Below are 21,800 nucleotides of genomic sequence, written 5' to 3'. Positions count from 1 at the left end.
TATTTTAACATTAAAAAAATAAATATAAGTTTTTTATTATGTTTTTTATTTGTACAATATAATTTTGTAGCTAATTTATTATATTTATGCAAATTAATTATATATGAAGATTTTAGCGTGTCCGAAGTGCCAGAGCAGCACAATTATTAAGAGCGGTGTGATCAAAAGCAAGCAGAGGTATTTATGTAAAGGATGTAATTACTATTTTACAGTTAATAAAATTGGGAAAAAGATTGACAGCTATTATGTTACAAAAGCCTTGCAATTGTATTTGGAAGGCTTGAGCTATAGAGAAATAGAACGTGTTCTAGATATTTCTCATGTAACAATCAGTAATTGGATAAAGGCATTTCATATCCAAAAGCCTTTTCAGACTGATTACCACCCTACCTACAAGATTTTCAGCCATATAGAATTAATTGAATTCTTGTCAAAAAAGGAACTTTTATCTGGCGCAGGAGTTATAATAACAGAACTTGGAGATAAATTTATGGTTATAAAATGGGAACGCTACAAAGCGTAACTATACCTCTTTACACAAATATATACCAGTATTTTTTTTACTGATAAATAATTTCAATTTGGCGGTCTTGAAAAACTAACCAACCGCTATAATGAAAAAAAAATTGCTGTTCTTTTTACTTGGAATACTTTCTCTGCAGGGACTTGCGCAAAATTCAAAAGTCGAAAACACTTCAGTTATACCAACCTTAACTGCAAAAGAATGGAATTTTAATTTTTACGGTTTTATAAGAACCGATTATATTTTTGACACTAGAAAATCGGCGCAGGTGCGTGAGGACAATTTGAATCTTTATCCGTTAGACAAAAACTTGGATATAAACGGACAAGATTTAAACAGCACCGGAGCTTCTAACATTTTATCTATAGTTTCAAGAGTTGGCCTAAAAGTAAAAGGACCAGATGTTTGGGGAGCAAAAATGACTGGAACTCTCGAAGGAGATTTCTTTGGAAATACAGAAGCTTCAATAGGATTAGTAAGATTGCGACATGCTTACATCAATATGGACTGGTCAAAAATATCGCTTTTAGTTGGCCAAACATGGTATCCGGCATTTATTCCCGAAGTTTTTCCCGGTGTAGCCAATTTTAATACCGGAATTCTATTTAATCCTTTTGGCTGGGCATCGCAGATTAGAGTGAAACAAAATTTCACTAAAGAATTATCACTAGCGGCAACAATCTATAAAGAACGTGAATTTACAACAGCAACTGCAGCTGGAGGGACACAAAATTCGGCTTCCATAAATTCTGCTTTACCCACTTTTCACGCGCAATTTCAATTTAAAAACACCAATTGGTTTGCAGGTATCGGAGCAGAATACAAATCACTCCAGCCTCTAACAGAATATAACCCGACACCATCTACAACAGCAAAAACTTCTGAAAAAGTAAACAGCTCATCCTTCTTAGGATTTTTAAAATATACAAACAATACATTTTCTATAAAAGCGTATGGAATTACAGGAGGCAATCTAAACAATTTTGTAATGTTGGGCGGTTTTGCTGGATATACAAATTCCATCCAACCTGAGAAATATAAACCTACTAAAACCTCATCTTTTTGGATGGATTTAGCAAGCAATAACAAAAAAATAGCTCCTGGACTGTTTTTTGGCTATACCAAAAATGAAGGAAATGGAAAAAATGGTCTGGCAGCCGATGAAACTGTAATGTATTATATGCGAGGTGTATCGAACTCTAGAGTCGTAGATAATGTCTGGCGCGTTTCTGGCCGTGTTGAGTTTAAACGCAACAATTTTAAAGTTATACCAGAATTAGAATATACCGCAGCCACATGGGGAGATTTTGACACAAATGCAAACGGAAAAGCCGGTTTAAACAAAACAGATGTCGCCAATTTACGGGCATTATTTTCTTGCGCTTACTCTTTTTAATTAACTAACAACCACACATTATGAAACAAAATTCAACAAAAAAGATCTGGAAAGTAATTTCCGCTTCTTCTATGGGAACTATGATTGAATGGTATGATTTCTATATTTTTGGAAGTTTGGCAGTCGTGATTTCAACAAAATTCTTTCCTGCAGATAATCCAGCAGCGGCATTTTTAGCAACATTGGCAACCTTTGCTGTGGGCTTTGTCGTTCGTCCATTTGGAGCCTTATTTTTCGGGAGATTGGGCGATATTATAGGACGAAAATATACTTTTATGGTTACCTTATTATTAATGGGTGGCGCAACTTTCCTGATAGGCTGTATTCCGAGTTTTGAAACCATTGGATTTATGGCTCCCGTTCTCGTATTGATCTTAAGAATGCTTCAAGGTCTTGCGCTCGGCGGCGAATATGGTGGTGCGGCAACGTATGTAGCAGAACATGCCCCTGTGGGCGAACGAGGTTATTGGACGTCTTGGATTCAAACTACGGCAACCGTCGGGTTATTCATTTCCCTAATGGTCATTTTAGCCACCAGAAATTTGCTAACACCTGAACAGTTTAACCTTTGGGGATGGAGAGTTCCGTTTTGGATTTCTATTCTTATGGTAGGAGTTTCGTACTTGATTCGTAAAAACATGCATGAATCTCCTGTTTTTACCAAAGCAAAAGAAGAAGGCAAAACCAGTAAAAATCCTTTGGCAGAAAGTTTCGGAAAAAGGTATAATCTCAAATTTGTATTATTGGCCTTGTTTGGCGCAGCAATGGGACAAGGTGTTATTTGGTATACCGGACAATTCTACGCCATGAGTTTCATGAAAACCGTGATGTCTATCGAATCTTCTCAGGTAGATACGCTATTAGGAATAGCGCTTTTGTTTGGCACTCCATTCTTTATTTTTTTTGGATGGCTAAGTGACAAAGTTGGGCGCAAATATATTATGCTGGGAGGAATGCTAATCGCAATTATATCCTACAGGCCAATTTATCAAAAAATGTATGAGACAACCAATGTAAAAAATAAAACAGAAATTGTAGGTAAAACCAAGATTACAGCAGCGCTCAAAGAAGGCAAAGAACGTGTAATGGATTCAGTTTATACCACTACTAAATCGTATACAGACGGAACCACTTTTCTGGAAGTTAAAACAGTACATCTAGAAAACGGAAAGGCAATAGTTGCAGATGGAAAAACAAAATCAGAAATCAAAACCACGATAAATATTAACAGCACCGATAAGTGGTCACTTGTTTTTTTAATCTTCGTTCAGGTTTTATTTGTTACGATGGTTTATGGCCCTATTGCGGCTTTCTTGGTCGAAATGTTTCCTGCAAAAATCAGATATACCTCAATGTCTCTGCCCTATCACGTAGGAAATGGAATTTTCGGAGGATTGCTTCCTGCAGTTTCTACTTATTTAGTTATAAATGCTAAAGAAAAAGGCGATGCCAGTTTCTATCTGGAAGGACTTTGGTATCCGATTATTATTGCTGCAGCCTCATTTATAATCGGAATGATTTATATTAAAAACAAAGACAACAAAAACACTCATATTTAAACACTTAGCTATGAATCAGATAAAAAGAGCTTTCGGATTGATTTGGATAGCGTTAGCAATCGCATCCTCCTACTTTTGCATATTTATTTTCGGTCTGCCAAAATTAGTATCTGGCAAACAAGAAGATTTAGTTTTCGGAATTATCATTCTTTTGGTACTTACCCCATTAATAACCGCTGGACTAGGTATTTTTGGCTATTACGCATTAATGGGAGATTATGATGACTAATATTTTTTCTTTAAGTGACAAAGGGGCAAAGTAACAAAGGGCCAAAGGTTTTCTACTTTGCGTAAAAAAACTCCAGCTAAAGCTGGAGGATATTGAAAAGTCTTTTGCAATTTCTTTGTCACTTTGTCTCTTTGTCACTTTGAAACTTTGCAACTTTGCAACTTTGAAACTTTGTCTCTTAGTTACTTAGACTCAGCCTGAATCGTAATTGGCAAACTATAAAGCACTCGAACAGGTTTTCCGTGTTCGCTTCCTGGAATCCATTTTGGAGAAAGTTTTAAAACTCGAATTGCTTCTTCTCCTAAACCATATCCAGCATCTTTTACAATTTTGAATTCAGACAGACTTCCATCTTTTTCGACCATAAACTGCATCGATATTTTGGTTTCGATATTATTTTTTGAAGCTTCTGCTGGAACTCTAAAACGCTGCCCCACAAACTTATAAAATTCTATAATTCCGCCTGGAAATTCGGGCTGTTTAATCTTTAAATCTCCTGATTTATAGATCTTATTGGTAACTGGATCAACATTTTGAGCTGTCGCTTCTGAACTAAAAGTAAACAGAAGTAAACTGCAAACTACGCCAACAACAAAAACCTTAAAAACTATTTTTAAAGCCGATTCTTTTTTGGTCATCATAAGCAAACGCTTTTTAGTTATTTGATAATTAATAGTGCTTGCTAGCGGAACTGTTTGTTTGTTTGAAGCAAAATCAAGCAAGAGATTCTGATAATTTTTCACTTCTCCAAACTGTTTATTTACAGCTTCATCGGCCAAAAATTCGTGATTTAGCTTAATAGCTTTTATAAAATAAGAAATGAACGGATTTACCCAAAACACTATTCTCAAAACCTCAGCAAAAAGAATATCCAGCGTATGTTTCTGCTCCAAATGCGCTTTTTCGTGCGCGATTAATTCTGATGGAATTTTTCCTGTCTCAAAATCTGTTTTATTTATAAAAATGGCATTCCAAAAAGAGTGAGGCAAAACAGTTTCTTCCGTTAAAACTACTTTTACACCATTGACCAAGCGGATTTCTTTTGTTTTTAGTTTTATAAAAAATGAAATCAGGTTTAAAACCAAACGAAAAGCTAGCACTATTGAAACCATAATATAAACACCGCTCAAAATAGCGAACAGGTTTTGCATAATATAATTTTCATCTAAAGGAGTACGATTAGTTTGGATTATTATTTCGTCCAGTTGAATGGTGTTAATTCCTGTTTCAAACATCGCCTTCACTGAAAACAAGTGCAGCGGAATCACAAAACTAAAAACCAAACTCCCAATAAGATACGCGCGATTAAAACGAAACATTTTTTCGTTTTCCAACAATACTTTATATAACGCAAAAAATACGGCAAGCAGTATTCCAGACTTTAAAAGATAAGTTATCATTTTTTCTTTTTTTGAATTTCTGAATCAATTATTTTTTTAAGATCTTCCAATTCTGAAGCCGACAAATTGGTTTCGGTCGTAAAAAACGAAGCAAACTGCGACGCCGAATTATTAAAGAAATTGCTAATCAACCCTTTTACATGTTTGGAGAAATAATCTGTCTTCTTCACCAAAGGATAATATTCTCGAGAATTCCCAAATTCGTTATACGCCACAAATTTCTTGTCGATCATTCGTTTTAAAAGCGTTGCCACCGTTGTCGTTGCAGGTTTTGGTTCTGGATAAGCTTCGAGCAAATCTTTCATAAAAGCTTTTTCAAGCTTCCATAAATGCTCCATTAATTGTTCTTCTGCGTTTGATAATTGCATTTTTTTAAGGTTCTAAGGTTCTGAGCTGCTAAGCTTCTGAGATTTTAAGTTCTATCTTAATTCTTAATTCTTAATTCTTAATTCTTAATTCTTAATTCTTAATTCTTAATTCTTAATTCTTAATTCTTAATTCTCAATTCTTAATTCTTTTCAAGTTTTTCTGCTTCTGCTTCGGCTAATTCCTTTTTATAGGCTTCCAAATTCCATTCAATATTCAATTTTACTGCATATTCAGCCATAGTGCCAAGTCCGACTTCCGCACGCCTTTTATCTACATTATCTGGATCTATCATTGGTGCTATGCGAATCTTATTGGTCTTTTTATTCATCGAACTCTGACTTCCATAAATTTGTTTTTTACCTTCTCTCAAAGCAACTCGATCTTCTAAGTAGGCCAAATTTCCTGGATCTGCATTACCAATTTTAGCTGCCTCTCTCATCATCGGCAAATACTTTTGCTGATATTCTAAATCTGCGTGCTGAATAACCAGAAACAAAGTCTTATTTCCCTGCTCGCCAACCACATTTTTCCCTAGCCAGCCCCTTTCATCAAGTATTTTCATCACTTTAATGAGATTAATACTGTCTTTGGTTCCCATAATTTTACCAATGCTATCTATTTTCTTCTTATCAGCATTTGGCTTTCTATAAACATTCATAAATTCTCCACGAATTTCTTGATCTTCGATATAAATTTCTGCGAGTTGTTTTTCTAGCACCTTATCGTAATTGGCTCCAATAATATCCAATTTCTTCTGCAGTTTTTCGATTGTCTTTTCCCATTCTTTTTCTGAATGAAGGCGTTTTAAATCGTTATCAATTCGGATATGCGCCATGTTTTCATACCCTTTATCAATAGACAGATTCAGCCATTTAAAAGCCTTTTTATTTTCTTCTGCCATAGACGCAGAACAGCCTGCATTGTAGAAATCTTTATACGATTTCTGCTCCAGTTTAAAAGCTTTACTATAATAATCAACAGATAACTTATAATTTTCTGCCTCATAACAAGAATCGGCTTTGCGAACCCAATCTTTATAAGTCTGAGCTTTTAAGAAACTGCTGCTCAGTATCAGCAAAACAAAAACAATCGATTTTTTCATAGGTTTATAGTTAGTTGTTTAATGTATTTTGTTGTGAGATTAATTCTCCTTTATCGTAATTTTTGATGTTTTTCAATTTCCCGTTATCCGAATAAAATTTCCATTCGCCAAAATAAAACCAGTGCGACTCAACTGAATTAGTTTCGAATTTCGTCTTCCCTTTCGATTCTAATTTTCCGTTTTCGTAATAACTTTTTACAACACAAATTCCATTTTTGTATTTCTCAACCTTGTAGATTTTTCCGCCAATATAAGTTTTCCATTTTTTGACAGGCTGATCGTTTTTATAATGCTCTATAGATTTATATTGAATATTATCCTGAACATAAACATCAACCCATTTCCCTTCCTTCTTTTTATCTATTTTCTGATTGACAACAGAAGTTTTACAACTTAGAAAGCTAAAGAGCATCAAAATAAAAGTCATTTTCTTAACCATTGGCTCTACAATTATAGATTCTATTCTACAAATGTAGAATTAAATTTCAAACAGACAAGTTTTTTCTTATGTTTTTATCTCTTAGATTATTTTTTTAACCGCAAAGAACGCAAGGATTTTTATCAAAGGTTACGTTTATAAACGCAAAGTTCGCAAAGCTTTGTACATAAAGCTTTGCGAACTTTTTAAAATCTTACTTAAAAAATCTCAGCGAACTTTGCGTAAATTCTTCGCGTCCTTGTGGTAAAAAAATTCGCTCATTTCTGAACGGATTTGTATCTAAATCAACTTTGTCAAAGTTTAAAACTTTGACAAAGTGAAAAACTTAAAAAACTTTGCGTCTTTGCGACTTTGCGAGCAAAAAAAAGCGCACTTTGTGTAAAAAATTTAACCGCAAAGAGTTCGCAAGGATTTTTACCATAGGTTACGCACATAAACGCAAAGTTCGCAAAGCTATATGTACGTACATAGCTTTGCGAACTTTTATAAATCTTGCTAAAAAAAATCTTAGCGAACTTTGCGTAAATTCTCCGCCTCCTTGCGGTAAAAAACCTTGCGTCTTTGCGACTTTGCGAGCAAAAAACAACGCGCTTAAAAAAACTTAGCGTCTTAGCGACTTCGTGGCAAAACCTTACTTACTTAACTCCACAAAATACTTGTAAAACAACGGAATCGTCTCAATACCTTTCAAATAATTAAAGATTCCGAAATGCTCATTTGGCGAGTGAATCGCATCACTATCCAAACCGAATCCCATTAAGATCGTTTTACTTTTTAGTTCTTTCTCAAACAAAGCCACAATCGGAATACTTCCTCCAGAACGAACCGGAATTGCTGGAACTCCAAAAGTTTCTGTATACGCTTTATTTGCCGCCTGATAACCGATGCTGTCAATTGGCGTTACATAACCTTGTCCACCGTGGTGAGGCGTTACTTTTACTGTAACTCCAGCAGGCGCAATGCTCGTGAAATGTTTGGTGAACAATTCTGTAATCTCTTCCCAATCCTGATTTGGAACCAAACGCATTGAGATTTTAGCAAAAGCTTTACTCGCAATAACCGTTTTAGCACCTTCGCCAGTGTAACCACCCCAGATTCCGTTAACGTCTAATGTTGGACGAATTGAGTTTCTTTCGTTCGTTACATAACCTTTTTCGCCATAAACATCTTCAATATTTAAAGCGTTTTTATATTTTTCTAAGCTAAAAGGCGCTTTTGCCATTTCCGCTCTTTCTTCTGCAGATAATTCCTGAACTTTATCGTAGAATCCTGGAATCGTAATATGGTTATTTTCGTCGTGAAGCGAAGCAATCATTTTTGCCAAAATATTAATCGGGTTCGCCACAGCTCCACCGTATAAACCTGAATGCAAATCGCGGTTCGGACCTGTAACTTCTACCTCAACATAACTCAAACCTCTTAAACCTGTCGTGATAGACGGCTGTTGGTTGGAGATCATTCCTGTATCTGAAATCAAGATGACGTCGTTTTTCAGTTTTTCCTGATTGCGCTCTACGAACCAAGCCAAACTTGCAGAACCTACTTCTTCTTCTCCTTCGATCATGAATTTTACGTTGCACGGAAGTTCGTTGTTCTGAACCATATATTCCAATGCTTTTACGTGCATGTACATCTGACCTTTGTCGTCACACGCTCCACGCGCGAAAATGGCACCTTCTGGGTGAATATCTGTAGTTTTAATAACCGGTTCAAATGGTGGCGAAGTCCATAATTCTAAAGGATCTGGCGGCTGTACGTCGTAGTGACCGTAAACTAAAACCGTTGGGAGATTTGGATCTATAATTTTTTCGCCGTAGATAATTGGGTAACCTGGAGTGTCGCAAGTTTCGACATAATCGCAGCCTGCTTTTGTTAAACTTTCCTTAACAGCTTCTGCTGTGTCAATAACATCTTGAGAGTATGCAGTGTCGGCACTAACCGACGGAATTTTTAATAATTCGATCAACTCATTGATAAAGCGATCTTTATGTTGTTGAACGTAGGACTTAATATTTTCCATTTAAATAATTTTTATAGAAACCCAAAAGTACGAGAAAAAGAATTAAAAAAAATTTTCAAAAAATGCTTTGATAATTCAAAAGTATGCCTATCTTTGCACCCACAATTCCGCGGATATGGTGAAATTGGTAGACATGCCAGACTTAGGATCTGGTGCCGCAAGGCGTGTAGGTTCGAGTCCTATTATCCGCACCAAAAAAAGCTTCTGAATAATTTTTCAGAAGCTTTTTTGTTTTACTTCACTTTTGTTTTTGTTATTAAAATTGTTGATAAGCAATTTACTACAATATCTTTTTATTGATTTCTATTCATAATTTTAAAAGGAAAACATTAATAGAAAAAAATGGATATAATCGAAAAACTAGCTAAAAGATCTTACCAAGACAATATACAATACAATAATGCAAATGAAAGAGACTCAGTTAACGAAGTCAAATATCACCTTTATGATTTTAACAGTGAATTAGATAAAATTAAATTTTTAAATATTCACATCGATTTAGTAAACGAGGAATATCAAAAACACTTAAAAACTTGTAAAAATCCCGAAAATTGTGGTGAAAACGAAAGAGCAGAGGCCTTGATTTTTTATCTACAGCAAGAATTAGTGAATTTAGGAATACAAATCAATAATGATACATTTACTTATGATGAAAAAGTAGAAAAAGATTCCCAGCTTGAGGATATTTTAAAGCAATTTAACGAATTAAAAGCGGGACAACAGGTAATTTACGATGACATTCTAAAAGAAATTCAAGAACTAAAAGAATTATATTTTTTAGGAAAAAAGAAATGGCATCAGCTTTTAGCTGGTAAAATTGTAGAAATGACTGCTGGTGGCATTATTAGTGAAACCGTTTCAAAAGATTTACTTTCTATTGTAAAACCCAATTTTAGTTTATTAATTGGACAATAGCTTTATCTTAAAAAGTGATTTAATAAAAAAATATAAAAATGGAAAACTTTAAAGCTTTATTTGATTTAACAAAACTACCTGCTAAATTTTTCTTTTTATTCGCAGTTTTATCTGGATTTATTTTATTTGCAGACCAAACTTTATTAAAGAAAATTCATTTAGAAAAAATCAATGAGTCATATGGATGGATTATAGGATTAACTTTTATCTCAACATCTGGTTTAATGACTGTTAATCTTGTTATCTGGCTATTTAATAAAATTAGTTTTGAAGTAAAGTTTTTAAAAATAAAGAAAGATTTTATTTATAGTCTAAAAAATTTAGATTATCATGAAAAGGCTGTATTAAGAGAATTTATTATAAACCAAAAAACATCTCTTGAAGTTCCAATAGACGACCCAACAATTTCAGGGCTAATCCGAAAAAAAATAATATTCATAAACAAACAATTTGGAAATGGATTTATAATGAACGGTATGAATACTTCTGTTTCTCTTAGCAAATTTGTAGATAAGCATTTAGCACTGGAAGATATCAATCTTTCAGAAAACCCTACACAAGAAGAAATTAATTTTGTACAATCAAATAGACCTTCTTGGACTGAAAGAAGAACTTGGCATTATTAAAAAACATATAACTTCAAGTTATCACCTCGACGAAAGAAGCTCCCCAACATCACCAACAAGTTTGTACACTATAAAAAAATTGCGGAAATCACTCTGGAATTTTTGTCGGTTTTGCTGTTTTTGGTTTCTCCTTTCGTCGAGATGAATTGTTTTTAAAACAAACTTGAAAAACTATTTTTTGATAGCAATTAATTTAACTGGAACTCTATTCGAGTAGACAACTCCGTCAAATAAAATATATCCATTTTCTTTAATTTCTCTTTTTTGATTTTCGCTAATTACTTTCTTTGTGAAAAGCGAATCATTTCTTAAAGAAAACGAACCTGAATTGGGTTTCTTTTTTTCAATATTAGAAATCCATTTTTGATCATTTCTGTATGGTAAATTCACAATGGAGGTAAAATATCTTGTTTCTCCGGGTTGGAGAAAATAACCTTGCAAAGATTCTTCTTTTTGATCTATATATTCGAGTTTATATTTTTTATCAATTCTATTTTTCAACATAAATTTATTTACAATCGCATCCAATTCTTTTACTTTCATAATTTCAAATTCATTTCCGCACATATTTTCTACAGCTGTTGAACTGCGATCTAAAACAGAATCATTTTTATATAAACTAAAGCCAATATAGTTTAAATCATATTTTTTCTTTCCCAAAGATTCTTTATACAAATCTCGTTCTTCTGTCCCTAAGCTATTCTCGTTAAACATTATGAAATACTTTTTATCCGAAATATTCTTAATTCTATAATGAAGAATATTTTTTGACAAACTATCGTATTTTGGATTAGGATTATAAAACGCTTCTAAAAAATCATCTTTTTTAACGTTTTCAATACAAACTATCTCATTGGTCAATAATTCAATTTTAAGGTCTTTTTTGTTATCATCTTTATTACATGAAAAAAGAATTATAGACAATATCATTAAACAAGTTATCTTTTTATAAAGTGATATTTTTTCCTGGTTTCCAGCCTTCATATTTTTCATATTGTTTTTCATCGCCTCTAGCTTTTAAATAAAATGCTTTATCATTTGTATCTCCAACATTTTCCTGTATGTTTTCGAGTATTTTCTTTTTAAAACCAATTGATACAAAACCCCAATTTCTATCAATAAGCACTTGATATCGGTACGCTCTATCTTCTGCATAACCATCATAAATTTTCTTCTTTAACTTAAGCAATTCCATCAAGTGAAAATGTTCATGTCCGCAAACACTCATAATATCATAACCAGTATCAAAATTAAGTCCAATATGACCGTATACAATTCTTATATCCGCTTCATTTTCTTTTAAATATTCTGAATTTGGACTTACTCCTCCCAATTTTGTTACAGCATATCCCGTATTAGAAGGATCATTAGTGGCATCAGTAATAGTTTTACATTTCAATTTACTTAAATCATAACCCGCCTCAGTATAATAATGATTGTAAATTTTTTCAGCAACATTTACCCTTGTTTGAAGAGATAAATCTGTTATGACATTACCATATTTTGCAGCAGCTCTCAAATTTACAACATTGCCTTTTCCATTAAAAGAAACTTGTTTGTCATAAAAATTTTCTGGAAGATTAATACTCGAATAAGAATTCTGCAAAGAATCTCTACCCAATATAAAAATCATTTTTTTACTTTCTTTAGTCGACCCCAGATAATTACCTTTCATATCAAAATAATCTCCTTCGACACTTGGCGTAATTTGTAAGGTTACATGTTGAAAACCTACATCTCCATCGACTTCTTTTATGCGGTAAGTTATATTCATATTTTCCTGCTATTAAAGTTTAATATTTACTTCTTCTTTTAGTTCTGCAATTCCATCAGCGTTTACCTTACCACTAAATATTATTTCTTTAATATCTTTTTGAAGATCTTTTCCAGTTGCTTCATCTACCGTTATCCGTATAACTTCACCTTCTTTATAATTTATAGTTTTGACCAGAATACTAACTGTTTCGCCAATACTCGCTGTATGTATTACGTCTTTCATTTCAGAACACATCCATTTTATATCGGTGATTCTTTTTTGAGGTTCCTCCTGCACTATTTTTTTTGGAGGCATAATTGCTTCTTTCAAATTCTCTTTTCGAGGCTCAGATATTTGTATAATTTGGCGCATTGGTAAATTTCCATCAGCTTCAAAAATCTCTTTATGCGAAATGCAATATGATTTTTCAAACTTAATTTCTTTAAACTTGCTCATTCCATCATGTTTGTAAAATGTAATAATGCCGTCTTTTGGCGCATTACTTAATGTCCACTCCAGCAATGTAGTATCACTATCAGATTCTATCATTAAATCAATTATCCAACCCGAAGGTCTTGCTGACGGTTTTCCTAAAGCATCTAATAACTGGACACATTTATAATTAAACTCTAATATTAAAAACTCCTTATTTTCTAATTTTAATATTCCTAAAGCAGCCATTACAATTTATATTAGTTAATTTTCAAATATATAATATATTTCCTATAAAACATTATTCTATTCAACCTCCAAATAAGGATCTAAAACTTCTGCCAATTCATTGAGCCAATAATAGAAGTTTTCGAGATTTATTTTCCCTAAAGAATCTCTTTCTCTTATCACACTTAAAGTCAGCATATAATTTGCTTGACGAATTGCCTTTGCCATATCTTTTGGATCTATAACATTTGTAAAGAAGTTATTTAACCGATTTTCAACTTCCGAAACACATTCTGTAGCCATTGTCTTATTTTTTGTTTGAGGCAAATATAATAATTTGTAGGCATGTATGCTATCAAAAAGGAAATAAATCTTTCCACTTTTGAAATATGAACATTTCAGAAGAAACTTATATCATAAATCTTGGGATTCACATTAGACAATTACGTGAAAAAAAAGACTTATCACAGCAAGATTTAGCTGATGATTCTGGTATGACCAAATCTCAAATAGCAAGAATAGAAACTGCTAAGATCAATACTTCCGTAAAAACTCTAGTGAAAATTGCTAAAGGTTTGGATATTGAGCCAAAAGAGTTGTTGGATTTTCCTTTGAAATAATTTCGGTTAAAGCCATTTTAAAAAACCTCCAGCTAAAGCAGGAGGCAATTGATTAAACTTATATTTCCTTTATTAAATCAAACCTACAAGGTTTTGTCCCGAAGCCTCGGGATTGCAGAAAAACTAAAATAAACTTATATTTCTTATATGGTTTAAAAATCATACACCGCAACAATAATTCAGAAATTTCTTTAATTATTTTATGTTTTAGTCTATAAATATTCTTATTTTTAAAATACCAAAAACCTAATTCTCCTTATTTTATTCATTTTTAAAACTCTAAAATCCTTTAGAACACATGAAAAAATACAGATTATTAGTTATCCTTTTAGGAGTTATTGTGCTTTTTTACCTTGCGAGAACGGTTCGAAACTTTACCGTTAAGCAGGAAATTCAAACCATAAAAACAGAACATTTTGTGGTTTCCTACAGCGGAATTTACAAAAGTGAAGCAGAAAAAGTCAGCAAACATCTGGAAGAAAATTATGCTCCAATAAGAGAAAATCTAAAAGACGTAAAACACGATGTAATAAAGGTCTTTATTTACGGTTATTCACACAAGTTTAAAGCGGCTACTGGCTTAAAAGAAAACACAAAAGGCACAAGCCGCGGCCCAAACGAATTTTATTTTGTCTGGACGAGTTGGTTTAATTCTCTTTTTCCGGACGATCCGCTCAAAACGGCACTGCACGAATTTACGCATTGTGTTCAGTTAAATATTTTGATCGATAAAGCCAAAGAGAGCATTATTACGCAGGACAGAGCAACTTTTGAAAAGGAATTCGATAAAAAATTCAAAACCGAATATCCACGCTGGCTATGGGAATCGATCAGTATTTTTGAAGCGAAAGAAGTAAATAAATTAAGCGTAAAATATGCCAAAAGCAAAAACCTGACTTTAGAAGAATTAAATAAAAGCAATCAGATTTATAATATTGGCTATACGATTATTGAATATGTCACTTCTAAATGGGGAAAAGAGAGCGTCGCTCAATTAATTTCGTCATTTGGCAATATTGAAAAAACATTGAAAGTAACGCCCGAAGAGTTTGAAAAAGGCTGGATTGCTTTTTTGGAGGAGAAATATTGACGAAACTCAATTTAATCCGTCTTGTTTTGTCATTTCGACTGAAAGGAGAAATCACACTCGGGATTCTACAAAGATTGGCAACATACTTTGTGGAGTTTCTAGTGTGATTCCTCGTTCCTCGGAATGACAAACTTTGGGGAAATTTGGGATTTTAAGAATTGGTATTTAATATCTCAACTATTTTCTCCACATTCACTTCGCTGTAATCATTAATATAAAAATCGCACGGAGGCAATTGTTCTTTGGTATGCGTACTCAAAACACCTACTACTTTCATTCCTGCATTTAATCCTGCTGTAACGCCCGAAAAAGAATCTTCGAAAACCACACAATCCGACGGAGAAGCGCCAACACGCTCAGCCGATTTTAGATATACTTCTGGGTTTGGTTTATGAAACGTAACGTCTTCGCTTGACATCATCGAATCCATTTTTTGGTCGAGTTTCAGGAAATTGGCAATTAAGTCCAGATTCGCACGCGGCGCAGAAGTGGCAACAGCCGTTTTGAATCCGCGGGATTTTAGTTCTTCCAGAAACGTCATATAATGCGGAATGGTTTCGACTTTGTCTTTATAAATCTCACGAAACATTCCTTCTTTTTCGTCTTCCAATTTGGTCAGTTCTTCTCCCGCAATCGGACGTTTGAAGAAATGCGACATGATATAACTATTGTGTTTTCCGTACATGTGCTCCTCAAATTCTTCATTGGTGTACGGAATTTTATATTTATTGAAAAACTCTTCGAAAGCAACCACATGATGCGGATTGGTGTGGCAGATTACGCCGTCCATATCGAAGATTACACATTTTTGGCTCATAATTGTTTTTGTTGTTTTTTAGAGGTTGCAAGGTAAGGGTTTTTACGCAGAGATGCGCGGAGGTTTTTCGCAGAGATACGCAAAGAGTTTTTTTTGAATCGCGCAAAGTCGCAAAGTTTTTTTCCACAGATTTAATGGATTAAAATAATTTTTGTTTCACGCAGATTCTGCAGATTAGAGCAGATTTAATTGGATTTTTTGTTTCTCTCGCAGATTCGGCAGATTGCGCAGATTTTAATTTAAAGTATAATCTGTGCGATCTGCTTAAATCTATTAAATCTGCGTGAAATAAAACTTTGCGCCCTCGCGACTTTGCGAGATTAAATTCATCCCATACTTGGAATTTGGGATTTAATCCCGATAGCTATCGGGAGGAATTTGCATTTTAGCCGATCCAAATTTTACTTTTAACCAAAGTCATCGTCTGTCTCAAATGTTGATTACACGCAATTAGAATAATCAAAACTACTAAACCATAACCCACAATCGTATAAATCTCCATATCGGCCAATAAAGTCGATTGTTTGCTGATGGTTCCGAAGATCTTTTTCATGGCAAGAACATTGGCATTGTCTACTGAATATCCTTTGGCGATAAAACTCTGCGTTGTAGCAGCGATATTTTGCTGTGCTTCGGGATTTTCGCCTGTTACAAATTGGCTTAGCTTTAAAAAGTGCTTTTTATTCAGGAAAACCATTGCATTCTGCATGACGCAAAAACCAATCGTACTTCCCCAAAAACGTCCTGAAACACCGACAATTCCAGAAGAAACCGCCATATTTGCCGGAACCGATGATGTGGTAAATAAGATGAGCGGAACAAATAAAAACCCAACACCGATTCCTTGCAAAATATAGGGCGCAATAATATCTGATAAAGCCACATCGGGCACAAAAAGAAACGTAAACCAAAAATGAAATATCGCAATAAGCGTAAAACCAATCAGAAAAATGATTTTGGTCGAAACGGATTTCATCAGAAAAAAAGCGGCTAAAATGAGTCCGATTACATTTCCTAATCCGTTAATGTATTGCACGCCCGCCACACGCGACGGATCCCAATTCCAAATGGAATACATCGCCCCGTGACACAAACTCAATGTGGCACGGCTGATGTAAAAAAGAAAAAACAATAGAAACCCAATTCGAAGATTGGCGTATTTTATAACTTCAAAATCAAAACTTGGTCTTTTTACCAAACGTTCTTTAAAAATGAACAATCCGCCTGTAACAAGCGAAATCATTAGCATAAGAACCATTTCTGAAGATTGAAGCCAATATTTTTTTTCGGCGTAAACAAAAAAGTAGGCACCGCAAAGAATAGAAATTAAAACCAAAAAATAACTCATCCAATCGATTTGATACAACGGAATCTTCTTTGTAATTCGGTGCCCTCTAAAAGTAACTAAGATTAAAAAGACGTTTAGAACCTGTAGTCCGCCCGAAACATACAACATGTATTTCCAGTCGTAATGATCGAGGAACCAAACCGCAATATTCATAATAAAAGGCGTAGACAACAGCAATGCTCCGTAATAGAATGAAAAACCAATAATTATCGCATTTTTAGTATTGAATTGCTCAATAAGCAATTGTCTGATGGTAATTACAGGAAGCGCCATCAAAATTCCTTCAGCAACTCTCATCAATAAAAAAACCGAAAAATTGGTAATATAAGCCGAAGAAACAATCGTAATTCCGATAAGGGAATACACCGCCATTAGGTAGTTTTTGGCAGGAAAAAAACTCGAAAATCGGCCTTCGATCAAAATGGTTGCGAGTAAAGTTCCGTAAGTAACGCACATGGCAAACTGCAAATCTTCGGGCTCAATGTCCAGAAAACTCGCTGCGTAGGTTACGTTTGAAGTGTAAACTCCCAATAAAATCATGGAATGCAGCAGACAGACGAACAATATAATAATGATCGCCCATCGCGGAACCCAGGATTTAAATATACTTTTATCTTCCATTTTATTTGTGTGCAGCAACAACCGTAATGTTCATTCCTGCTCTTAAAAAATCAGTTTGTTTGTCGTTGTCTTTTAACTGAATTCTAACTGGAATTCGCTGTTCTATTTTTACGAAGTTTCCTGTCGCATTATCTGGAGGAAGCAAAGAAAATCTCGCACCACTTGCAGGCGATAACGAAGCAATTGTTCCCATAAATGTTTTATCATTTACAGCGTCAGCCTTAATTTCTACTTCCTGACCAACGGTTAAATATTGCAATTGCGTTTCTTTAAAATTGGCTGTAATCCATTTTTCTTTACTAACAATCGAAAGCAAAGACTGCCCTTCTTTTACCATTTGTCCTGGCTGTAAAGTTCGTTTTCCAACCCATCCATCATAAGGCGCTGTGATAATCGTGTACGAAAGAAATAAAGCCGCATTGTCAACGACAGCTTGTTTTGAAGCAATATTCGTCTGTGTTGTCGGAACATTCGCCTCGGCAACAGAAGTGCTTAACGCCGAAGAATGAATTCTGTTTTTCATTTCCTGAAAATGCGCCTGAGCCGTTTCATAATCGGCTTTTACTTTTTCTAATTGCTGCGAAGTTGCCGCTTCCTCTTTGACCAAAGCTTTGTAACGTTCGTATTCTAATTTCGTTTTCCAAAGATTTGATTTTGCTGCTTCCAATTGTGATTCGTTTATTGCGGTTGCACTTGCTGTATTGACAGCATTTTTCTCTGCAACCACGCTATTTTGTTTCGCGTTTTGAACATCGGCCAAAGCCACATTCAATTTCGACTGATATTCTCTGTTATCAATCACCACCAGCGTATCTCCTTTATGCACAAACTGATTTTCGTTAAAACGAACTTCCTGTACATAACCCGTAATTCGCGACATAATTGGCGTTACGTATTGTTCGACCTGAGCGTCATTGGTTTCTTCGTGATTTCGGTTAAAAACATAAAACCAAATCCCTAAAATAACCCCGCTTATAACCAGCGTACACGCAATAATTGTTATTATGATATGAAACGTTCTATTTCTACTAGTTTCATTTTTTATCTTAACCATAAACTTTATATCTTTTAATTTCCCCGGATTAAAATCCGGCGCTACAATATGAATCGTTCCTTCGGAACTAAAAATCTATATTCTTTATTCTATTATCTATTTTCTTATTTCAAGTCTTGTTTCTAGCTTCTTTCCTCTCAAAATCAGCTCTGCGAAAGCATTCCCGCCGTATGCAATAATTCGTAATGTTTCAAAATCGCATCCAATCGCGTAGAAATTTTGTTGTATTTCGCCTGAAGCAAAGCATTATCGGCATCAACCATTTCGGTTAGCAAGACCAATTGATTTAAGTATTTCAGCTTTACAATTCGGTAGTTTTCTTCGGCTAAATCTAAGGCTTTGTCAACCACTACAAACTTTTCTAGAATTTCTTGATATTGGGTGTGATCTTTAAAAAGCTTATCCTGAATTTCGTCTTTTACAATTTCCGTTTGCATTTTCTGCCACTCGATTTTGGTATTCGCCTGCGCAACTTTGGTTTTGTTTTTATACAAAGCCGAAAGATCAAAACGCGCCTCGATTCCCACCTGTCCTAAAGTATACAAATACGGATTTGGCGGAAAGAATTTATAGTTTGGATAATAAAAACCATAATTTCCAAAGAAATTGACGCTCGGCAAATAATTTCCTTTTACCAATTGCAATTCGGTTTTACTGATTTTCAATTCCTGACTTGCAATTCGCATTTCTTCGTTCTGCATCGCTTTGTTCAGATAAAAATCATACGGATCTAAACCGTTCATTTCGTCTAAACTGGAAGTGGTGTCGATTGCAATTTCTTCGTTCTCCGGAAGCTGAATCAACGTCTTCAGATCGTGAAGTGCGATTTTAATGTTTTTGGAGTTAGTTAACGCATTCAATTCACGATCTGAGAGTTGCAATTCGGCACGAATAACTTCATTTTTGGTCACCGTACCATGTTTCTGCATCGACTGAACTTCCTTCAATCGGCTTTTTTCTTCTTTAATGTTTTCTTCAAAAATCTTCTGAAGTTCCATCATTTTATAAATCGACAGATAGTTGGCTACGACCTGCAATTCGATATCATTTTCTGTTTTTTCCGATTTTATTTTGGCAATTTCGCTTTCATCATTCGCAATTTTAATCGCGTTGTTGATTTTGTTTCCAACGTAAATTGGCATTTTAAAAGTCGAATTTACCTCGTAGATTTCCGGAATTGCTTTGGTTACTTCTTTTCCGTTAAGAAAACCGTTTCCTTTAAATTCGGTAATGTTGGTAATTCTGGAATACATTCCGTTTAATTCGACATCTGGAAGTCGGAGTTCTTTTCTTTCTTTGATGTTTTGCTCTGAGAGCGTAATGTCCAATTGAGATCTTAGGACTTTTTTGTTGTTTTCTTTTGCCAGTTTCATCGCTTCTTGTAAAGAAACAGAATGAACCTCCTGAGCTTGTAAACTATTGAATGCGAATGCAATTAAAAACATCAATAAGCTTTTGAGAAAACAATCTTCTTTAGAATTTGTTGTTTTAAGGAACATGAATATTTAACTATTTGATGCTGCAAAGTTCCTTCATTTTTTCGTTGACTGATAATTATTAAAAGCCAAGAACATATTCATTTCAGCCAAACGTTAAAATTTCTATTTCCGAAAACGTTGTATTAAAATATTGAGGTCCAAAAGCTTACATCTTTTTATTTTATACAGATTTTCAATGGTTTAGAAAAAAAAAGTTTCACGCAGATTCAAAAAGATTTAAGCTGATGTTAGCTGATTTATTTTTTTTATGCTCCCGCAGATTTGGCAGATTGAGCAGATATTTTTTTAAACCTTGAGAAAAAAATTTCACGCAGATTTAAAATGATTTGAGCAGATTATGCAGATTCATTTTCTAAATCTGCATGATCTAAAAATAAAATCTGTCTGAATCTGCTTTAATCTGCCTAAATCTGCGTGAAACAAAAAAATCTGTGCAAAACAATTTATTTGCTTTTCTCTAAAATTTCCTCCCCATTTAAGTAATCAGAAGGTCTTTGGCCGAGAATCTTAAAAAAGGTATTACTGAATGTCGGAACACTGTTGTAACCCACTTCTTCGGCTACTTCTTTTACCGAAAGTTTTCTTTCCAATAAAAGCTCAATCGCTTTTAAAATTCTTCGAATAGTATAATATTGAATGAATGACATTTTAAGATCTTTCTGAAATAATCTTGATAACGACCTTTCGCTATATCCAAACTCATGCGCCACATTCGAAAAGAGAATCGTTTCTCCCAAATTATTCTCCACATGACGCAAAATTTTACCCAAGCGTTTGTCTTTCGGTTGCGGTAATTCTAACGGAAGATTCGTCGGACAGATTTGCGGTAAAATGGCTTTTATAGCTTTAGCAATGCTAAAATTCGGAGTTCCTTCTTCTAGATCACCGTTCCAGCGATTGGTAAAAAGCATCATTTGAAGCAACAGATTATTTACGGGATAAATACCTTCGTTTTTATAAAACTCATCTTCATTTTCTTCAACAGGAAAATACAAATTTCGCATCATCACATGTTCTGACTTGGGTTCGATGCTATGTTCTAATCCGGCAGGAATCCAGATAAAATGCCTTGCAGGTAAAAAATACGATTTCGTTTCGGTTGTTACAAAAACTACGTCTCCTTCTGCATAAAGCATTTGAGCTTTTTCGTGCTTATGTGTTGGAACCAGCAATTCACCCATTATATCATGATGACAGTAAATGCTTTTTGGGTCGGCATCTACTCTCTTGATGTAATATTTGTCTACTTTAAAGGGTGATTGTTCCATAGTTTTTAACCGCTAAGGTTTACGCAAAGTTCGCTAAAATTCTTTATTAGGCGTTGAAATATGCTCGCAAAGTCGCGAAGACGCCAAGTTTTGTTTTGTTTTTGCCACAGATTATATGGATTAAAAGGATTTTTTTATTTCACGCTCCCGATAGCTATCGGGATTAAAAGATTTAAGCTGATGTCGCAGATTATTTTATAAAAAATCAAATATGCTCACAAGTCACGATCCCTAAGCTTCGAAAGCAAAAGTTTATTTTTATTTTTGTCATCCTGAGGAACGAAGGATCTCACAAGTAGCTCGACGTAGTATGTCGCCAATCTTTGTAGACTTTCTCGCGAAGATTTCTCTCTTCGTTCGAAATGACAAGATTCTCCGAATTCCTTCCAGAGAAAAACCATAGCCAAAGGTCTCAACCTTGGGAAACGTATTGTGATTGCGTAATGTGATATTGATTGCGTACCCAAGGTTGAAACCTTGGGCTATGTT

22 protein-coding genes and 1 tRNA gene are annotated in these 21,800 nt (G+C 34.3%); 9 read left to right on the top strand and 14 right to left on the bottom strand.

Annotated features, from left to right (window positions below):
• The first annotated feature begins 103 nt into the window (after positions 1-103).
• The 4 genes from Q9Q97_RS06145 to Q9Q97_RS06130 all read left to right on the top strand — a co-directional run bounded on the left by Q9Q97_RS06145 (position 104) and on the right by Q9Q97_RS06130 (position 3,707).
• Positions 104-523 carry a helix-turn-helix domain-containing protein gene (locus tag Q9Q97_RS06145; RefSeq protein ID WP_306155617.1) on the top strand — a complete coding sequence of 140 codons (420 nt, stop codon included), beginning with the start codon at positions 104-106 and terminating at the stop codon, positions 521-523.
• Positions 524-614: 91 nt separating this feature from the next.
• Positions 615-1,919, top strand: a complete 1,305-nt coding sequence (locus Q9Q97_RS06140) for a DcaP family trimeric outer membrane transporter (RefSeq protein ID WP_306155615.1) — start codon at positions 615-617, stop codon at positions 1,917-1,919.
• A gap of 20 nt (positions 1,920-1,939) precedes the next feature.
• The gene (locus Q9Q97_RS06135) at positions 1,940-3,478 is read left to right on the top strand and encodes an MFS transporter (RefSeq protein WP_306155614.1); all 1,539 of its coding nucleotides are present in this window, start codon (positions 1,940-1,942) and stop codon (positions 3,476-3,478) included.
• 10 nt (positions 3,479-3,488) lie between these two features.
• Positions 3,489-3,707 (top strand): DUF6814 family protein, encoded by a 219-nt coding sequence (locus Q9Q97_RS06130; RefSeq protein WP_306155613.1) that lies wholly within the window; start codon positions 3,489-3,491, stop codon positions 3,705-3,707.
• Between the two features lie 182 nt (positions 3,708-3,889).
• On the opposite strand, the gene Q9Q97_RS06125 is transcribed toward Q9Q97_RS06130, so the two are convergent.
• The 5 genes from Q9Q97_RS06125 to Q9Q97_RS06105 all read right to left on the bottom strand — a co-directional run bounded on the left by Q9Q97_RS06125 (position 3,890) and on the right by Q9Q97_RS06105 (position 9,037).
• Positions 3,890-5,107 (bottom strand): M56 family metallopeptidase, encoded by a 1,218-nt coding sequence (locus tag Q9Q97_RS06125; RefSeq protein WP_306155612.1) that lies wholly within the window; start codon positions 5,105-5,107, stop codon positions 3,890-3,892.
• Positions 5,104-5,475, bottom strand: coding sequence for a BlaI/MecI/CopY family transcriptional regulator (locus Q9Q97_RS06120; RefSeq protein WP_026726910.1), 372 nt, complete (start codon positions 5,473-5,475; stop codon positions 5,104-5,106). The genes Q9Q97_RS06125 and Q9Q97_RS06120 overlap by 4 nt, the downstream gene beginning before the upstream one ends.
• Positions 5,476-5,615: 140 nt before the next feature.
• Entirely contained in the window at positions 5,616-6,578 is a 963-nt protein-coding gene (locus tag Q9Q97_RS06115) for a DUF6624 domain-containing protein (protein WP_306155611.1), read from the bottom strand.
• A 10-nt stretch (positions 6,579-6,588) separates the two neighbouring features.
• On the bottom strand, positions 6,589-7,017 hold the full coding sequence (locus Q9Q97_RS06110) for a hypothetical protein (protein ID WP_306155609.1): 429 nt from the start codon (positions 7,015-7,017) through the stop codon (positions 6,589-6,591).
• A 631-nt stretch (positions 7,018-7,648) separates the two neighbouring features.
• Positions 7,649-9,037, bottom strand: a complete 1,389-nt coding sequence (locus tag Q9Q97_RS06105; protein WP_125723159.1) for a dipeptidase — start codon at positions 9,035-9,037, stop codon at positions 7,649-7,651.
• A 109-nt stretch (positions 9,038-9,146) separates the two neighbouring features.
• On the opposite strand from Q9Q97_RS06105, the gene Q9Q97_RS06100 reads away from it, so the two are divergent.
• The 3 genes from Q9Q97_RS06100 to Q9Q97_RS06090 all read left to right on the top strand — a co-directional run bounded on the left by Q9Q97_RS06100 (position 9,147) and on the right by Q9Q97_RS06090 (position 10,578).
• A tRNA-Leu gene (locus Q9Q97_RS06100) sits at positions 9,147-9,231 on the top strand.
• A 148-nt stretch (positions 9,232-9,379) separates the two neighbouring features.
• Positions 9,380-9,952, top strand: coding sequence for a hypothetical protein (locus Q9Q97_RS06095; protein WP_306155605.1), 573 nt, complete (start codon positions 9,380-9,382; stop codon positions 9,950-9,952).
• Positions 9,953-9,990: 38 nt separating this feature from the next.
• Entirely contained in the window at positions 9,991-10,578 is a 588-nt protein-coding gene (locus tag Q9Q97_RS06090; RefSeq protein WP_306155603.1) for a super-infection exclusion protein B, read from the top strand.
• 171 nt (positions 10,579-10,749) lie between these two features.
• Here the strand turns inward: Q9Q97_RS06090 and Q9Q97_RS06085 are convergent, their stop codons facing one another.
• From Q9Q97_RS06085 to Q9Q97_RS06070, 4 genes are read right to left on the bottom strand one after another with little or no spacing between them, the layout of a single operon-like run.
• Positions 10,750-11,583 (bottom strand): hypothetical protein, encoded by an 834-nt coding sequence (locus tag Q9Q97_RS06085; RefSeq protein ID WP_306155601.1) that lies wholly within the window; start codon positions 11,581-11,583, stop codon positions 10,750-10,752.
• Positions 11,525-12,352 (bottom strand): hypothetical protein, encoded by an 828-nt coding sequence (locus Q9Q97_RS06080; protein ID WP_306155599.1) that lies wholly within the window; start codon positions 12,350-12,352, stop codon positions 11,525-11,527. The genes Q9Q97_RS06085 and Q9Q97_RS06080 overlap by 59 nt, the downstream gene beginning before the upstream one ends.
• A gap of 12 nt (positions 12,353-12,364) precedes the next feature.
• Positions 12,365-13,015 carry a type VI secretion system tube protein TssD gene (gene tssD / locus Q9Q97_RS06075; protein WP_306155597.1) on the bottom strand — a complete coding sequence of 217 codons (651 nt, stop codon included), beginning with the start codon at positions 13,013-13,015 and terminating at the stop codon, positions 12,365-12,367.
• 57 nt (positions 13,016-13,072) lie between these two features.
• A complete protein-coding gene (locus tag Q9Q97_RS06070; RefSeq protein ID WP_306155595.1) occupies positions 13,073-13,297 on the bottom strand; it encodes a hypothetical protein in 225 nt (74 codons plus the stop codon).
• Between the two features lie 86 nt (positions 13,298-13,383).
• On the opposite strand from Q9Q97_RS06070, the gene Q9Q97_RS06065 reads away from it, so the two are divergent.
• Positions 13,384-13,614, top strand: a complete 231-nt coding sequence (locus tag Q9Q97_RS06065) for a helix-turn-helix domain-containing protein (protein WP_306155593.1) — start codon at positions 13,384-13,386, stop codon at positions 13,612-13,614.
• A 298-nt stretch (positions 13,615-13,912) separates the two neighbouring features.
• On the top strand, positions 13,913-14,704 hold the full coding sequence (locus Q9Q97_RS06060; RefSeq protein ID WP_306155591.1) for a hypothetical protein: 792 nt from the start codon (positions 13,913-13,915) through the stop codon (positions 14,702-14,704).
• A gap of 151 nt (positions 14,705-14,855) precedes the next feature.
• On the opposite strand, the gene Q9Q97_RS06055 is transcribed toward Q9Q97_RS06060, so the two are convergent.
• The 5 genes from Q9Q97_RS06055 to Q9Q97_RS06035 form a co-directional block, all read right to left on the bottom strand.
• Entirely contained in the window at positions 14,856-15,521 is a 666-nt protein-coding gene (locus Q9Q97_RS06055) for an HAD family phosphatase (protein WP_306155590.1), read from the bottom strand.
• Positions 15,522-15,906: 385 nt separating this feature from the next.
• The gene (locus tag Q9Q97_RS06050) at positions 15,907-17,490 is read right to left on the bottom strand and encodes an MFS transporter (RefSeq protein WP_306155589.1); all 1,584 of its coding nucleotides are present in this window, start codon (positions 17,488-17,490) and stop codon (positions 15,907-15,909) included.
• 1 nt (position 17,491) lies between these two features.
• Positions 17,492-18,544 (bottom strand): HlyD family secretion protein, encoded by a 1,053-nt coding sequence (locus tag Q9Q97_RS06045; RefSeq protein WP_306155587.1) that lies wholly within the window; start codon positions 18,542-18,544, stop codon positions 17,492-17,494.
• A gap of 143 nt (positions 18,545-18,687) precedes the next feature.
• Positions 18,688-19,989, bottom strand: a complete 1,302-nt coding sequence (locus Q9Q97_RS06040) for a TolC family protein (protein WP_306155585.1) — start codon at positions 19,987-19,989, stop codon at positions 18,688-18,690.
• Between the two features lie 497 nt (positions 19,990-20,486).
• A complete protein-coding gene (locus tag Q9Q97_RS06035; RefSeq protein ID WP_306155583.1) occupies positions 20,487-21,311 on the bottom strand; it encodes an AraC family transcriptional regulator in 825 nt (274 codons plus the stop codon).
• Positions 21,312-21,800 lie beyond the last annotated feature (489 nt).

The sequence above is a fragment of the Flavobacterium sp. DG2-3 genome (assembly GCF_030730925.1).
In the GTDB taxonomy this organism is placed as follows: Bacteria; Bacteroidota; Bacteroidia; order Flavobacteriales; family Flavobacteriaceae; genus Flavobacterium.
The sequence above is the reverse complement of the archived record's forward strand: the minus strand, read 5'-3'. Positions and strand labels throughout refer to the sequence as shown.